Source organism: Acinetobacter lwoffii (assembly GCF_024129685.1).
In the GTDB taxonomy this organism is placed as follows: domain Bacteria; phylum Pseudomonadota; class Gammaproteobacteria; order Pseudomonadales; family Moraxellaceae; genus Acinetobacter; species Acinetobacter lwoffii_X.
Genome location: NZ_JAMXXL010000011.1, coordinates 45,072 through 60,727 on the forward strand (window position 1 = coordinate 45,072; position 15,656 = coordinate 60,727).

A 15,656-nucleotide genomic window follows, 5' to 3' on the forward strand; every position below is an offset into this window, starting at 1 on the left:
TCCAAAACAGCAACACAGAATTGCACGTGAATCACTTGGCTTATTTTGCGAGATCACTCACAATATCTCAACTTTTCACCATTTGAGATATTCATGACTGATGCACTGATCTTAAGGGATGTGTCAAAGACCTATCGCAATGGCTTTCAGGCATTGAAAGGAATTAACTTAAATGTACCAGAAGGTGAATTTTATGCGCTATTGGGTCCTAATGGCGCAGGAAAATCTACTACCATCGGTATTATCAGCTCATTAACAAAAAAAACCTCCGGTACAGTCGAAATTTTTGGTCATAATCTGGATACCCACCCCTCTCAGGCCAAACAGTGCCTAGGTGTGGTGCCTCAGGAATTCAACTTTGCCCAGTTTGAAAAAACCTTTGATATTTTGGTGACTCAGGCAGGCTATTACGGCATTCCTAAAAAAATTGCACAGGAACGGGCGGAGCTTTATCTGACCAAACTGGGTTTATGGGAAAAACGTTCCACTCAGGCCCGCATGTTATCCGGCGGGATGAAACGTCGCCTGATGATTGCGCGCGCCATGATGCACGAACCGAAACTGCTAATTCTGGATGAACCGACGGCAGGCGTTGATATCGAGTTGCGTCGTTCGATGTGGGAATTTTTAAACGAGATGAATGAAAAAGGCACCTCTATCATTCTGACCACTCATTATCTAGAAGAAGCGGAAATGCTGTGTCGCCGCATTGCGATTATCGATCGCGGTGTGATTAAAGAAGACACCACCATGAAGAGCTTCCTAAGTCAGCTCAATGAAGAATCGTTTATTTTTGATCTGGCCGAACCGATTGAACCTTTGCATCTGGATATCATCGGCGTGCGATTTAACCTGATCGATCCGATGACCTTAGAAATTACCATGGATAAGGCACATACCATGAATGATCTGTTCCAGTTGCTGGAATCACAGAATATTCAGGTACGCAGTATGCGCAATAAATCCAATCGTCTGGAAGAACTTTTTGTGAAAATGGTCGAGAAAAATCTGGATGGAGCTGCGCAATGAACATTAATCAACTCAGCGTAGCTTTATATACCATTATCTATAAAGAAGTGCGTCGCTTTATGCGCATCTGGCCGCAGACCCTGTTGCCACCTGCCATTACCATGAGCTTATATTTCGTGATCTTCGGTAATCTGGTCGGCTCACGTATCGGGGAAATGGGCGGCTATAGTTATATGGAGTTCATTGTGCCCGGTCTGATTATGATGGCCGTGATCACCAACAGCTATGCCAACGTCTCGTCTAGTTTCTTCAGCTCAAAATTCCAGAAAAGTATTGAAGAACTGATCATGAGTCCTGTACCGATGCATGCCATTTTATGGGGGCATGTATTGGGCGGTGTGATTCGTGGGATACTGGTGGCGATCATTGTGAGTGCAGTGAGCTTATTTTTTGCTGACTTATATATCACCAATTGGTTTGTGACTATATATACAGTTTTAATTACTTCCCTGCTGTTTTCCTTGGGTGGTTTTATCAATGCCGTTTATGCCAAATCTTTCGATGATATCTCGATCATCCCGACTTTTGTGTTAACGCCACTAACCTATTTGGGTGGTGTATTTTATGCTATTTCCAGCTTAAGCCCATTCTGGCAAAATTTATCTTTAATTAATCCTGTCGTGTATATGGTGAATGCTTTCCGCTATGGCATTTTAGGACATAGCGATGTCAATGTCGCCATTTCACTGACAGTAATTACCTTATGTTGTGCCGTGCTGTATGCAGTGGCCTATCATTTACTCTCCCGTGGTTCAGGAATGCGTGAATAATGAGTGTAGAACAATCTCTCCTTGGTAAAGACACCAATTACCCGACAGAATATCATCCTGATGTTCTGTTTCCGATTTCACGCGCGCCTGCCCGTGAACAATACGCACATGTTGAAGCGATTCAGCAAGGTGCAGACTGGTGGCATGTGTTTGAAATTTCCTGGTTAAATCCAGCAGGTGTGCCACAAGTCGCCATTGGCCGCATTAGCTTGCCAGCGTCCTCGCCGAATCTGATCGAATCCAAATCCTTGAAGCTGTATTTCAATAGTCTGAACTTTGCCAAGTTTGAATCTAAAGAAGCCTTTATCGCGACGGTAGAAAAAGATTTATCTACTGCGGCTGAAGCTGAAGTCAAACTGCAACTGTTTCAGGTCGATGAATTAGAGATCAGTAAGCCGGAAGGTATCTGTATTGATGAGCTTATACCTGACCGTCTGGAAAATCATCCAGATGCCAGTTTATTGGCTTTGGATTCGAAGGATGCAGCAGAAGGCGAAATACAGCTGTATTCACATTTACTCAGAAGTAACTGCCCTGTCACTGGCCAGCCGGACTGGGGAACAGTTTTTATACGTTATCAGGGTAAAAAACCTTGTTATAAGAGTATTTTAGCTTATATTATTTCCTACCGTCAGCATAATGGTTTCCACGAACAATGTGTGGAGCAGATGTTCGCCGATATCTGGCAGCAACTGAAACCGGAAAAGCTGATGGTCTACGCAACCTATACACGCCGTGGTGGATTGGATATCAACCCTTGCCGTGTATCGGATTTAACATGGATGCCTCGCCCTATTCGTTTAGCGCGACAATAAAAAACATTGAGGTTGAACAATGCCATTTTTTGGGTTTATTCCTTCTGCAGAGCTTTTAAATACAATTCAGACTGCACAAAAAAACAAAAATTCAAGTGAGCCGCTTTACCCATTGCGTGATAAAACCGCATTGATGATTAATGATGAAATTATTGATGCGATTCTTACCGAGCTAGTGCGTCGCTTCCCTGCCAGTGATAAACGCGATACTGCGGAAAAACTGGCCGGCTATATCAAGTCGACTGTTGCAGTTTTGCTGAAACAGTTATTGAGTAAAGCACCAAATGACGTAGTCAGAGAGTCGATTGCATTCTCTGAGCGCAGTCTGTTTAAAGATCCTGAAGGACATTTCCGCATTGGTGAGTCACTAGATGCCAGTCTGGTGACGAATTTAAAACATCATTACGCAGAACTTAAAGCCGGTCAGAGTATCGATAAACAAGCGTTCAGTAACCTGTACAAACAATTTGGTGAAGCAACAGTCCGACATTTTATGGTCGACTTTAATAAAACCCTGGATCTTGGCATGATCAAACGTAAGGCAGCAGATATTGGCGCATCTGCAGTGATCAAGGCCATCAATATGGCAGCAGATAAAATCATTCTGAATTTGAATAAAGATGAGCTGCGCGCCATGGCCGAATATCACGACACTTTGTTCTATACAGAATAGTTCAAGATTTTCTACAAATCTTGAGGAATTAGCCTGACTTCGGTCAGGCTTTTTTATGATCAGTGAAATAGCTTGTTACAGATAAGCGACTCTATAAGACAAACTGCCGTAAAAATAGCCAATCCATCGCTATTTTTGTATAAGCGGCTAGGTCTCTTATTCATCCGAATGTTATCTTTAATCTGGCACTTTAAGCCTCACGATTGAAAAAATTTTATCAATCTTTTTCATGGCATGATTCAAATGACATCGCCAGCAACTCATCAAAAAAACTGGAAATCGTAGCAAGATGTTGAAATCGGATTTTTATAAAAAGTTTAAGCAGCTTTCAATCGCACTTACCGCATTTGGTCTCAGCAGTTTGAGTCTGGCCAACGATTTCCAATATCACCCTTCTTATGCCGCTTTTAAGCAGAATGCCATGCAGAGCTATGGGCTGAGCGCCCAACAAGTAGATTCCGCCATGAACGGTACGCGTAATTTGCCTAATATCATCAATATCATGAATCGCCCAGGTGAAAGTAAGCCTTGGTATTCGTATAAGACTAACTTCCTGGCTGAATCTACCATTCAGCGCGGCGTACGCTTTAAACAGCAATATGCAGAAACGCTTAACCGTGCTGAACAGCAGTTTGGTGTGCCGCAATCGATCATTCTGGGCATTTTAGGTGTAGAAACCGGTTTTGGCAGCAACAAGGGTTCTTTTGTCACTCGTGATGCCCTAGCAACCTTAGGGTTTGGCTATGAACGTCGTGCCCAGTATTTTCAGGATGAACTGGCTGCTTTAATTGCCTGGTCATATAGAGATGGTGTTGCCACCTCTTCTGTGGTGGGTTCTTATGCTGGCGCTGTTGGCTATCCGCAGTTTATGCCGAGCAACATTCCCAAATTCGGCGTGGACTACGATGGCAATGGTCATATTGACCTGCGTAACTCAGCGGTAGATGCGATTGGCTCGATTGCCAACTATCTGGCACAGCATGGCTGGCAGCGTAATCAGCCGATTGCCTTTCCGGCACGTTATACCGGTTCAAATCCCGATGCTGTGATTGCCAAGGATCTGACTCAACCTATGCCTTATGGTGTGTTAAAAACGCAAGGCATTAGCCCAATGAATCCCATCGTAAAAATTGACGATCTGGATCTGGTCAATGTAATTCAATTACAAGAAAATTATGGCTCGATTTACTACATCACTTATCCAAATTTTCAAGTGATTACCACTTATAATCGCAGCCGTATGTATGCCACTGCTTTGTGGTTATTAGGTACCGAAATTACCAGCCGTTAACACTAAAAATTAATACAAATTATGAAAGTCAACATTTTTATGGGTTAATTTGTGCGTATTTTAAGCAATTTTAATATTATGTTACAATATTGATTATTTTTTAACCAATCATTGTTTATTTTGCGTTCTTTTTTTAACTATTTTAATTAAACACTAGACAGGGTATTGCCGGCATGAATATTATCCATTTCGTTAAATGTAGTTGCATAAGTTAAATATCAGGCATGTTTACATGGTTTTTCAGCCATTTATGAACAACCAATAGATATGCTGTTAGGAGTTGATTCGATGCATTCTTCAATTTTGAAGTCTTTTATGGCCATTGCCACGATCGTCACGCTGACGCAATCGCAGGCAGATATGGTTCCGTCATCTTCATTCACCAATGAAAATGACAATTCGCGTCTTGCCACGCGAGTACTCAATAAAGAAGCTCAAAGCTTCAATTCAAATTTCACAAATTTGAACAGCCTTTCAATCACTGAGCGTTCTGGCGATAAAGTTCGCCGTGAAACCATTGCAGCGAAAATTGAACTTCCTGCAGAAGAGCCTTCAGTGATTGAAAAACTGAATACAGTGGCTTCTAATACTGTACGTAAATTCAGTCAGACAGGTACAGCATCTTGGTATGGTCGTCAATTCCACGGCCGTAAAACTGCAAGCGGTGAAACCTTTGACATGAACGCAATGACAGCTGCCCATCGTAGCCTGCCATTGAACTGCTATATTCGCGTAACTAACCGCAATAACGGCAAGAGCGTCGTGGTTAAAGTAAATGACCGCGGTCCTTTCCATGGTAACCGTGTTGTTGATTTATCTTACGGTGCTGCGAAACAGTTGGGTATTACCAGTGCAGGTACTGCAAAAGTCAGTATTGAACGTGTCGCTGGTCCAAATTCTTAAGATTTGACCTGCAACACATTTAACAAAAGCCACAGCAATGTGGCTTTTTTATTGTGCTCATTTTATAGAAGAATATAAACGCTCCTGCTCCGCCCTATCTTAAAGTTCTTTCAAGAAAATTTTGGTAGGCTCATCCTGCCTGATAAAATTCGCTCGCTTGCATGATTAACTTTTGACCATATCCGGATTCTGCTTTATATTTCCAGATAAGCAAAACATGTTCATGGAATGGAGCGAAGAATGAAAACAATATCTGAATGGTTTGATGAATATAGTGACAGCCATCAAAATAAAACCAACAAGCTGATTCACTGGGTCTGCGTACCAACCATCTATTTTTCGATTATTGGCATTCTGGCGCATTTCAGCGCTTTGCTGACTACCCTGCTACTGGTTTTGGCTTTTATCTTCTATGCACGCCTGGATCTTGTTTTGGCAGTAGCGATGGCTGTATTAACTTTAGTAATGGCCTGGCTCATCCGGATTCTACCAGTCGGTACCGGTTTCTTTCTTGCCCTGTTTGTCTTGGCCTGGATTGGCCAATTTTATGGGCACAAAGTGGAAGGTAAAAAGCCTTCATTCTTCAAAGACCTCCAATTCCTCCTCATTGGCCCAATTTGGTGCATGGATGCCTATTTAGGTAAAATCCTACCGAACTGGAAATCACGCCATAACAGCGCAATTATGAGCGTTTAAACGCTATATTCGATTTATCCAACTGGAAGAACCTTATTGATAGGTTCTTCCTTGATGTTTTAACCAGCCATCGACATGTTTTCGCGCAGGGTCATGATGCGTCCAGTGAATCACTCCGCCCTTGTCACTGTATTCATATTCTCCATAAAACTCGACCTGATCCTGTCTTTGAATATTCTGAATACGCGGCGCCAGATCGATATTATGCGCAACCAGTACAGTTTGACCATTTTGTAATTCGAGGATGAACTTTTGATGGCGCGATCCTTCATGATCATCTGGCAAAATAGCAATCACCTGCCCGCTTGAACGGACCTGTAGATCACTCTGGCGCTGTTGAAACGCCCGTGCAATTCGATCCAGATCATCAGTCGTTTGAGAAGGTGCTAAGTTAGGCTCTGAATGAAGTGTTTCAGTTTTAGTATCAGATGCGGATGGAATAAGTGGTTGGGATTGCTGTAGATCCAGGCCCAGATAAGCAGCAATCAACAGTGCAATGACTGCACCAATGCCCAGATTGGTTTTATTTGGCATTTTTTATAACTTTTTTATTAAATGATAAATACATTATCTGAGCTCTGTCACTAGACCCAAATCCTGCTCTTGAATTGCTGATGAAGAATAGATCAGCATAAAAAAGCCCCATCAATCAGATAGGGCTTTTTCTAATTCCTCAGGAATTATTTTGCAGCAGCTTGAGCAGCAGCAACTTCTTCAGCGAAGCTCATTTCTGCTTTTTTCTCAATGCCTTCACCAACTTCGAAACGAACGAAGTTTGCAACTGTAGTACCAGTTGCTTTAAGAACATCTGCAACTTTCTTGTCGTTGTCGATTACGTACATTTGACGCTCAAGTACAACTTCATTCAAGTATTTCTCAACAGAACCTACAACCATCTTCTCAACGATGTTTGCTGGCTTGCCTGATTCAAGTGCTTTCGCTTCAGCAATTTCTTTCTCTTTCGCGATAAGCTCAGCAGAAACACCTTCAGCATTTACAGCAACTGGGTTGAACGCAGCAACGTGCATTGCCAAGCCTTTACCTGTAGCTTCATCACCAGTGTAAGAAACAACAACACCGATTTTAAGACCGTGTTTGTAAACTGCAAGGTTTTCGCCTTCAACAATTTTCGCACGACGTACTTGGATGTTTTCACCGATCTTTTGAACAAGAGCGATACGCGCTTCTTCAACAGTTGCACCATCTTCTAGTTTCAATTCAGCGATTTGAGCAGGATCAGTTACGTTTGCAGCAAGTGCAGCAGCAGCAACTTTCGCAGAGAAACCAGCAAAGTTTTCGTCTTTTGCAACGAAGTCAGTTTGACAGTTAACTTCTAGAAGAAGTGCTTTGTTGCCGTCTTGAGCAATTGTGATTGCGCCGTCAGCAGCAATGTTACCTGCTTTTTTAGCAGCTTTAGCTTGACCAGATTTACGTAGGTTGTCGATCGCTAGTTCAACGTCGCCGCCCGCTTCTGTCAAAGCTTTTTTACATTCCATCATTGCAAGACCAGTACGATCGCGCAATTCTTTAACCATGCTTGCTGTAACTGCAGTCATGTTTATCTCCTAAATTCGGTAGAAAATGAATTCTTTTTAGAACAGAAACGGCCCAGAGGAGTTCTCATGGGCCGCCTGCATACATAACGCTTACTTTGCCACCATCACATGTCGCAAAAATGACAAGCTAGCGTCAAACGCATTAAGCCTCAGAAGCTGGAGCTTCTTCTGCTTTAGCTTGTGCATTTGCTTGTGATTGAGCATATTCTTTACCAGCAAGAATCGCATCAGCCATAGCAGAAGCATAAAGTGTTACTGCACGGATCGCATCATCGTTACCCGGGATAACGTAGTCTACGTTGTCTGGGTTAGAGTTTGTATCAACGATACCGATTACAGGAATACCAAGGTTCTTCGCTTCTTTGATTGCAATCGCTTCGTGATCAACGTCGATTACGAATAATGCGTCAGGTAAACCACCCATGTTTTTAACGCCGCCTAAGCCACGCTCAAGTTTTTCCATCTCACGAGTACGCTCTAGAGCTTCACGTTTAGTCAGCTTAGCGAAAGTACCGTCTTGAGATTGAGTTTGAAGGTCTTTTAAACGGTTGATAGATTGGCGAAGTGTTTTCCAGTTCGTCAACATACCACCTAACCAGCGGTGATCTACATATGGTTGACCAGCGCGTTGAGCTTGTTCACGGATGATTGCAGAAGCTGCACGTTTAGTACCAACGAACAAAACTTTGTTCTTTTTGCTAGCCAAGTTGTTAGCAAAGTTCAAAGCATCATTTAACGCAGGAACAGTGTGCTCAAGGTTGATGATGTGAATTTTGTTACGCGCACCAAAGATGTAATCACGCATCTTTGGATTCCAGAAACGAGTTTGGTGACCAAAGTGCGCGCCAGCTTGAAGAAGGTCGCGCATGCTTACGTTGTAATCTGCCATTTTCTTTACCTTAAAGTTTGGGTTAGGCCTCCATATACCCGCATTCTCCACCCTAAAGGGCACCCAGAGTAATGTGTCGATATATGTGCGGATTTTTTTGCCTCATCGCACAAAGCCCGTGAAATTTATTCACGAAAAAGCATTTGATAAAATGGGCGGCTATTTATACCATAGTCACACACAAATTTCCAAAAGTTTTTAGAGATCATGAACAACACTTACCAAGCTCCACGTCGACTCATCAAAACCCCTGACGAAATTGAAAAAATGCGTGTGGCAGGGCGACTGGCGGCAGAAGTTTTGGATATGATCAAACCGCATATTGTTCCGGGTGTCACCACTCTGGAACTTGATACGATTTGTCATGACTATGTTGTCAATCAACAACAGGCGATTCCAGCATGCTTAGGCTATGGCGCTGCACCGGGTCGACCTGCCTTCCAACATACTATTTGTACTTCTGTGAACCACGTAGTGTGTCACGGCATTCCATCAGACAGTAAAAAATTGAAAAAAGGCGACATCCTGAACATTGATGTGACCGTGATTAAAGATGGCTATCATGGTGACACCAACATGATGTACATCGTGGGTGGTGAAACCACTATTCTTGCCAACCGTCTATGTAAGGTAGCGCAAGAAGCCATGTACCGGGGTATTGAAACTGTAAAACCGGGTTCAACCATTGGCGATATTGGTCATGCCATTCAGCAGTATGTTGAATCCGAGCGTTTTGGCGTGGTACGTGAATATTGTGGTCACGGTATTGGTACAACTTTCCATGACGAACCGCAAGTGCTGCATTATGGTCAGCCAGATACCGGCATGGTACTTGAAGAAGGCATGACCTTTACCATTGAGCCAATGGTCAATGGTGGTGACTGGAAAACCAAATTACTCGGTGATAAATGGACAGTGGTCACCAAAGACCATTCATTGTCAGCACAATATGAACATACGATTCTGGTGACCAAAACCGGCGCGGAAATTTTAACAGCACGCCCGGACGAAGATTTGTCACGCTTTAGTGTGTAACCACAACATCAACAACACAAAATGGTCACTTTAAAGTGGCCATTTTTATTTTATATTTCATGCATCAATATGCATGACCGAGATGTAACAAGTCTCTCCTCGCCTGCTCCCAGCGCATCGAAATTCAAGATAAAGTTCGGTCAATACACCATTTTTTCCTTAAAGTTTTCCAAATTCTTTTGCCCTATCTGCACCATTTTAGGCTAAGATAATGTGCTTTTTATTTTTTAATCCCTATAAGAAGGAATACTGCCGTGGACGTACGTCTCTCTGATCGTGTGAATGCCATCAAACCGTCCCCTACGCTTGCTGTGACCAACAAAGCTGCTGAATTAAAAGCTGCAGGTCATAACGTGATTGGTTTGGGCGCAGGTGAACCAGATTTTGATACCCCTCAACACATCAAAGATGCAGCAATTGCAGCGATTAACAACGGTTTCACCAAATACACCGCTGTTGACGGTACGCCAGGTCTTAAAAAAGCCATTATTGCTAAATTCAAACGCGACAATAACCTAGACTATGCAGCAAACCAGATTCTGGTTTCTTGTGGTGGTAAGCAATCATTCTTTAACTTGGCCCTTGCTTTGTTAAACAAAGGTGATGAAGTCATCATCCCTGCACCATTCTGGGTAAGCTACCCGGACATGGTGATCATCGCTGAAGGTGTTCCTGTTATTGTGAAATGTGGTGAAGAACAACGTTTCAAAATCACCCCTGAACAATTAGAAGCTGCAATCACTGACAAAACACGTCTAGTAGTATTGAATAGCCCGTCTAACCCTACAGGTATGATCTACACTAAAGCTGAGCTTGAAGCGCTGGCTGACGTACTGCGTAAATACCCAGAAGTATTTATCGCATCTGATGATATGTACGAACCAATCCGTTGGAATGACGAGTTCTACAACATCGCAACAGTTGCACCAGACCTTTATGACCGTACGATTGTGTTAAACGGTGTATCTAAAGCCTATGCAATGACTGGCTGGCGTATCGGCTACGCAGCGGGCCCTGCTAAACTTATTGGTGCAATGAAAAAGATCCAGTCTCAATCAACTTCTAACCCAACTTCTATTTCGCAAGTTGCTGCTGAAGCTGCATTGAATGGTCCTCAAGACGTTCTTGAACCAATGATTGAAGCATTCAAACGTCGTCATGACCTAGTTGTGAAAGGCTTGAATGATATTCACGGTATTTCTTGCTTGCCTGCTGATGGCGCATTCTATGCATATGCCAACATCAAACCGTTGATTCGTGCCAAAGGTCTTAAGTCTTGCACAGAATTCTCTGCATGGTTACTGGAAGAAACTGGTGTTGCAGTGGTTCCTGGTGATGCATTCGGTCTTGGCGGTTTCATGCGTATCTCTTACGCAACGGCTGACGAAGTACTTGTTGATGCACTTGCACGTATCAAAAAAGCTGCTGATTCTATCGAAGGCGTTGATGCTGCGATTGCTTCAATCGAAGCTGAAAAAGCTGCAAAATAATCTAGCTTGCTAAATAAAAAAACCCGCGAATTTCGCGGGTTTTTTTATGTTCTTCAACATGTATTAAACAGTGAGCCGTATTCGCTTATAGCTCAAGTATTTCATGAGTAAACAAACAAAACATAGACTTGCTGCAATCGTGTACGCAATACTCAACATCCACCAAAAACCATGAATCCCCAATGCATTGCTTTGCCAATTGAACAGTGTCATTGAATGATACGCCACATACCAACCACCACCCAAGCCCACGACCAGCACCGTACTGATAAAAATAAACATCGGTCTGACAATTTCTCGCCAGCAACGTAGCATTGCCAAACTAATCACCAGTAGCGCATCAAAGATATGCATCCAACACATTAACAAGATCAATGCCAAGGCTAATGCAATCACCTGCGCATCATTGCTAAATAACCCCACAATCCAACTATCTAAGCCCCAAATAGTCAACACGACAACGATAGCTATTAGCATCACAGCCATCAGTGCCCGCTTACTGAGTTGCCATGCAGCATCAATCTGCTCCGCACCGATTTTAGTCGACACCAAAATACCGAAGGCGGATGCCATCGACATCGGCAACATAAACATCAGGCCCAATAAACCAAGCATCACCTGATGTGCATTCACTACAATGTCACCCAAAGGCAAGATCAGCAAGGCAATCGCGCTGATGGCAAATACATCCACAAAAGTCACCACCGCATTGGGCAATCCAATTTTTAAAATTTTCAACAAAGTCTGCCAGTGAAAGAAAACACCAGACCACTGGATCTTTAACTTATGCTCAAGGAAGAAAAAATAGTAAACAAACAGCAGTACCCACTGCACAATCAAATGTGCCATGAATGCACCTTCAACGCCATAGCTTGTAACATAACCCTCAATGCCATAAATCAAGACATAAGCCAAAGCCACTTTGAGCAGTAAATAGATCATATTGGCGTAGAACACGCGCTTAGCCTGCCCACAGGCTTGGGTTAAAATATATAAAATACGCAACAATAAATGCGCTGGAATCGTCCAAGCCAACAGCCACAGACATGGCACAATCAATGTCTGTAAGGCCGCATCTGCCTTTAAAAAATCAAGCAAAGGAGTCGCATGATTAAACAAGTACATCGCAACAGCAGAAATCACCAGTACAATCAAAATACTTTGCTTCACAATACGTTGGATGTCCGCATAATCCTGACGCCCATTGGCTTCTGCCAACTCTTGCATCATGCCCTGTAACACCCCAATACCCGTCACAAAGCACAAAGAATAAACAGACAAACAGACTGCCAATGCAGCCACATGCTGAGGTGAAAAATGTGATAGAAAAATCACGTCGAACAAACTACTGAGCATAATAATGGCATTACTGAGAAAAATAGGCACCCAAAGATGCAGAAACTGTTTCATCACCCTATCACTCGATTTTTTAATTCTTTTATAAGATTCGTTTTTTGGCAGATTATTTAAATTTGAGATATTTCATTAGAAATGTATACCAGTATCGTGCCATAAATTATTCTATTTCTTATTTTTTATAAAAATGATTTTACTCAGGTGCAGGCAATGTACTTCTTACAAAATAATCCGCCATTCCTATACCAGATTGCTATTATCGATGTCACAATTTTGAATTAAATCTCAACAACTCAAGAATAATGACAGGAAAATTACAATGAACCCAAAAGAAATGAGCGGTTTAGCATTACTGGAAGCGATGCGTGATGAAAAAATCCCGGCCCCAAGTATTAGCGAAACCATGTCGATGCAACCAGCAGTGATTAAAAGCGGACATGTAGAATTTAAGGTAAAAGCTGATCATCGACATTTAAATCCGCTTGGCGGCGTCCATGGTGGTTTTGCTGCAACCGTTTTGGATACCGTGACAGGCTGCGCGATTCATACTTTACTTGAAGCAGGTGTCGGTTATGGCACCATTGATCTGAATGTAAAGATGTGCCGCCCCATACCTCAGAATCAGCCACTGAAAGCCGTAGGAAAATCAATTAATCTCAGTAAAAATTTAGGTATTTCTGAAGGTCAGATTCTGGATGAAGAAGGTCGCCTGTATGCTCATGCCACTGCGACCTGTATGATTATTCGGACTGAATGAAATTGCTAGCCTGCACAACTCATCAGGTAATTCATTTAAATAATACTGCTTTTCGCCTGCCCCGCTTCAACAAATGACAAGCGTGGTCGAGTTAAGCCTTGAAACTCAAAATAATGCTTGGAAACATTGGCTAATTCCACATCTTGTGTTTGTGTTATTGAGGCTTGCCACGCTTTAGACTGATTGGTTCCCGTCAAAAGATTCCCAGAAATGGCATAGATATAAAGATCTTTGTCTTGCTCTTTCAGATAGTCTGCATTCAGGAAAACTTCAAAGTTAAATTGACGTTCAGTTTCTACCAACCATTTTTCTGCAAACCATAATTGCAGCAAATCACCTAAATAAAGTGATTTTTGCGCCAAGGGCCATAGCGTGATATGAGCGTCTTTAACCGGGATATAATACTGTGCAGGATCAGCAATAATTTGAAGATAGTTTTCTTGATAATAAGCCAGTTGAGAGAAAATTTGAGGGATGCTGAGCGTATTCATTCGCTGTCTCCGGTTTAGCCATTTTTGTGCTGGCAAGTAGGTTTAAATCCACACTGTTTGACCATTTGGTCAAACGACTTTATGGTTTTAATCTAGCAAGTGAAATTTATTCTGACAAGTATTTTTCGTGAAATTTATGCAATTGCCTAAATTAAAAACAGACAGGCTGTATTTATAATAAATATGATAATTTTTGCTTGACCCCTGTCAAAATCTCTCTATAATCGCTTTCAGATTCTCCAATAGCTCAGTCGGTAGAGCGACGGACTGTTAATCCGCAGGTCCCTGGTTCGAGCCCAGGTTGGAGAGCCAAATTCAAGAAAGCCCACTCATCATGAAGTGGGCTTTTTTATTACTTAAAATTTGACGGCTTGTTATTTTCAACTATTTAAAATGAATAATTATTTTCAATCCCTCATAAAACTCGATATATAAATACCCCTCTTTTAAAATTTCGAGATATAAAAAATCCCCCATAGATGGAGGATTTTTAAGCTGTCACCGAGATTAAGCCGCTTGAGCCGGAACACCGCTATGAAAACGGAAAGTTTCATCAGGCGTGAGAATTAGCTGTTTTTCAACTTCACGAATATGCAGGATTCGCTCCTGAATATCCTCTTTCGGATTTTTCAGTTTCGCTGTGGTAGCCACATCCATCGCCAAAGCCAGATAGTCTTCAAAATGCCGAGATTCGGACTTGAGCAGGTAGCGGTAGTAACGTGCCAATTCATCATCAACACGCGAAGCAAGCGCGTAAAAACGCTCACAGGAACGCGCTTCTACAAAGGCACCAATCACCAAGACATCAATCAAGGCTTCAGGTTCAAAAGTCCGGATTTCCTTACGCAAACCACCGGCATAACGCCCTGCACTCAAGTTTTGCCAAGCCTGACCGCGCTTGTTCATCAATTCAAGCACTTGCTCATAATGCAGCATTTCTTCACGCACCAGCTGTGCAAGCTTCACCTGTAGATCAACAAAATAGCTATAGCGAAACATCAGGTTCATGGCCGTGCTGGCTGCTTTTTTTTCACAGTTGGCATGATCTTGCATCAAGATTTCAAGATTTTCGACCGCCATATCCAGCCATGCTTGCGGTGTTTCACAACCGAGGAAAGCAATCACCGGCTGCATCAGTTCATCATAATTAATATTCGACATAATTACTCTAATCTTAACGCGCTGACTTAATCACGGCTTTCATTTGCTGAACCGCTTGTGCCAGACCAACAAATACCGCATCCGCAATTAAAGAATGACCGATATTGAGCTCATGAATCTGTGGAATCGCAGCAATCGGCGTCACGTTATCCAAATTTAAGCCATGGCCCGCATTTACCACCAAACCTTTAGATGCAGCATATTCAGCACCTTTCACAATGCGTTCCAGTTCCGCTTGTTGCGCTTCTGGAGTTTCTGCATCGGCATAGGCGCCTGTGTGAATCTCAATCGTCGGTGCACCACAAGCAACTGCTGCATCAATTTGTGCAAAATCGGCATCAATAAATAAAGATACATCACAACCAATGGCTGCCAGCTCTTGAGTCGCTGCTTTTACAGCATCAAAATTACCCACGACATCCAAACCACCCTCAGTGGTCACTTCCTGACGTTTCTCAGGAACAAAGCAAACATGCTGTGGCTTAATTTCCTTGGCAAAGGCGATCATTTCATCAGTTACCGCCAACTCAAGATTCATACGGGTTTTTAACGCAGGACGCATACGACGTACATCGTCATCCTGAATGTGACGACGGTCTTCACGCAAGTGCAAGGTAATACCTTCTGCCCCTGCCTGTTCGCAGATCAATGCAGCATTGACTGGGTCTGGGTACGTCGTACCACGTGCTTGTCTTAAAGTTGCGACATGGTCAATATTGACACCAAGTAATGCAGCCATAATTT

17 protein-coding genes and 1 tRNA gene are annotated in these 15,656 nt (G+C 42.7%); 11 read left to right on the plus strand and 7 right to left on the minus strand.

Translation table 11 applies throughout. From position 1 onward, the window contains the following. Nucleotides 1–93 precede the first annotated feature (93 nt). The 7 genes from NI464_RS07310 (at nt 94) to NI464_RS07340 (ending at nt 6,177) form a co-directional block, all read left to right on the plus strand. The gene (locus NI464_RS07310; RefSeq protein WP_005106465.1) at nt 94–1,029 is read left to right on the plus strand and encodes an ABC transporter ATP-binding protein; all 936 of its coding nucleotides are present in this window, start codon (nt 94–96) and stop codon (nt 1,027–1,029) included. Continuing rightward, nucleotides 1,026–1,799, plus strand: a complete 774-nt coding sequence (locus tag NI464_RS07315; protein ID WP_004279041.1) for an ABC transporter permease — start codon at nt 1,026–1,028, stop codon at nt 1,797–1,799. The genes NI464_RS07310 and NI464_RS07315 overlap by 4 nt, the downstream gene beginning before the upstream one ends. Then, on the plus strand, nt 1,799–2,614 hold the full coding sequence (queF, locus tag NI464_RS07320) for an NADPH-dependent 7-cyano-7-deazaguanine reductase QueF (RefSeq protein ID WP_253138075.1): 816 nt from the start codon (nt 1,799–1,801) through the stop codon (nt 2,612–2,614). The genes NI464_RS07315 and queF overlap by 1 nt, the downstream gene beginning before the upstream one ends. 19 nt (nt 2,615–2,633) lie before the next feature. After that, nucleotides 2,634–3,287 (plus strand): hypothetical protein, encoded by a 654-nt coding sequence (locus NI464_RS07325; protein ID WP_005247485.1) that lies wholly within the window; start codon nt 2,634–2,636, stop codon nt 3,285–3,287. Between the two features lie 289 nt (nt 3,288–3,576). Continuing rightward, the gene (gene mltB / locus NI464_RS07330; RefSeq protein WP_253138076.1) at nt 3,577–4,578 is read left to right on the plus strand and encodes a lytic murein transglycosylase B; all 1,002 of its coding nucleotides are present in this window, start codon (nt 3,577–3,579) and stop codon (nt 4,576–4,578) included. Between the two features lie 288 nt (nt 4,579–4,866). Then, nucleotides 4,867–5,481, plus strand: coding sequence for a septal ring lytic transglycosylase RlpA family protein (locus NI464_RS07335; protein ID WP_004279046.1), 615 nt, complete (start codon nt 4,867–4,869; stop codon nt 5,479–5,481). A 240-nt stretch (nt 5,482–5,721) separates the two neighbouring features. After that, a complete protein-coding gene (locus NI464_RS07340; RefSeq protein ID WP_253138077.1) occupies nt 5,722–6,177 on the plus strand; it encodes an Mpo1 family 2-hydroxy fatty acid dioxygenase in 456 nt (151 codons plus the stop codon). A 33-nt stretch (nt 6,178–6,210) separates the two neighbouring features. Here NI464_RS07340 and NI464_RS07345 read toward each other — a convergent pair whose 3' ends face one another. The 3 genes from NI464_RS07345 to rpsB form a co-directional block, all read right to left on the minus strand. After that, entirely contained in the window at nt 6,211–6,711 is a 501-nt protein-coding gene (locus NI464_RS07345; RefSeq protein ID WP_253138078.1) for a DUF3465 domain-containing protein, read from the minus strand. A gap of 146 nt (nt 6,712–6,857) precedes the next feature. Next, a complete protein-coding gene (gene tsf / locus NI464_RS07350; RefSeq protein ID WP_004279049.1) occupies nt 6,858–7,733 on the minus strand; it encodes a translation elongation factor Ts in 876 nt (291 codons plus the stop codon). 142 nt (nt 7,734–7,875) lie between these two features. Next, nucleotides 7,876–8,622 (minus strand): 30S ribosomal protein S2, encoded by a 747-nt coding sequence (gene rpsB / locus NI464_RS07355; RefSeq protein ID WP_004279050.1) that lies wholly within the window; start codon nt 8,620–8,622, stop codon nt 7,876–7,878. Nucleotides 8,623–8,829: 207 nt separating this feature from the next. On the opposite strand from rpsB, the gene map reads away from it, so the two are divergent. Both map and NI464_RS07365 read left to right on the plus strand, forming a co-directional pair. Further along, nucleotides 8,830–9,657, plus strand: coding sequence for a type I methionyl aminopeptidase (map, locus tag NI464_RS07360; RefSeq protein WP_253138079.1), 828 nt, complete (start codon nt 8,830–8,832; stop codon nt 9,655–9,657). Nucleotides 9,658–9,911: 254 nt separating this feature from the next. Further along, nucleotides 9,912–11,147: a pyridoxal phosphate-dependent aminotransferase gene (locus tag NI464_RS07365; RefSeq protein WP_253138080.1), complete on the plus strand. Its 1,236-nt coding sequence runs from the start codon at nt 9,912–9,914 to the stop codon at nt 11,145–11,147. Between the two features lie 63 nt (nt 11,148–11,210). Here NI464_RS07365 and NI464_RS07370 read toward each other — a convergent pair whose 3' ends face one another. Then, nucleotides 11,211–12,557, minus strand: a complete 1,347-nt coding sequence (locus NI464_RS07370; RefSeq protein ID WP_253138081.1) for an MATE family efflux transporter — start codon at nt 12,555–12,557, stop codon at nt 11,211–11,213. A gap of 265 nt (nt 12,558–12,822) precedes the next feature. On the opposite strand from NI464_RS07370, the gene NI464_RS07375 reads away from it, so the two are divergent. Beyond that, nucleotides 12,823–13,260, plus strand: a complete 438-nt coding sequence (locus NI464_RS07375) for a PaaI family thioesterase (RefSeq protein ID WP_005265764.1) — start codon at nt 12,823–12,825, stop codon at nt 13,258–13,260. A gap of 35 nt (nt 13,261–13,295) precedes the next feature. On the opposite strand, the gene NI464_RS07380 is transcribed toward NI464_RS07375, so the two are convergent. Further along, entirely contained in the window at nt 13,296–13,751 is a 456-nt protein-coding gene (locus tag NI464_RS07380) for a hypothetical protein (RefSeq protein ID WP_005103793.1), read from the minus strand. 236 nt (nt 13,752–13,987) lie between these two features. Between NI464_RS07380 and NI464_RS07385 the strand changes: the two genes are divergently transcribed. Further along, a tRNA-Asn gene (locus NI464_RS07385) sits at nt 13,988–14,063 on the plus strand. 195 nt (nt 14,064–14,258) lie between these two features. On the opposite strand, the gene NI464_RS07390 is transcribed toward NI464_RS07385, so the two are convergent. Both NI464_RS07390 and pdxJ read right to left on the minus strand, forming a co-directional pair. Beyond that, a complete protein-coding gene (locus NI464_RS07390) occupies nt 14,259–14,912 on the minus strand; it encodes a MiaE family protein (RefSeq protein WP_005247503.1) in 654 nt (217 codons plus the stop codon). Nucleotides 14,913–14,925: 13 nt separating this feature from the next. Then, nucleotides 14,926–15,651 (minus strand): pyridoxine 5'-phosphate synthase, encoded by a 726-nt coding sequence (pdxJ, locus tag NI464_RS07395; RefSeq protein ID WP_164542953.1) that lies wholly within the window; start codon nt 15,649–15,651, stop codon nt 14,926–14,928. Between the last annotated feature and the right edge of the window lie 5 nt (nt 15,652–15,656).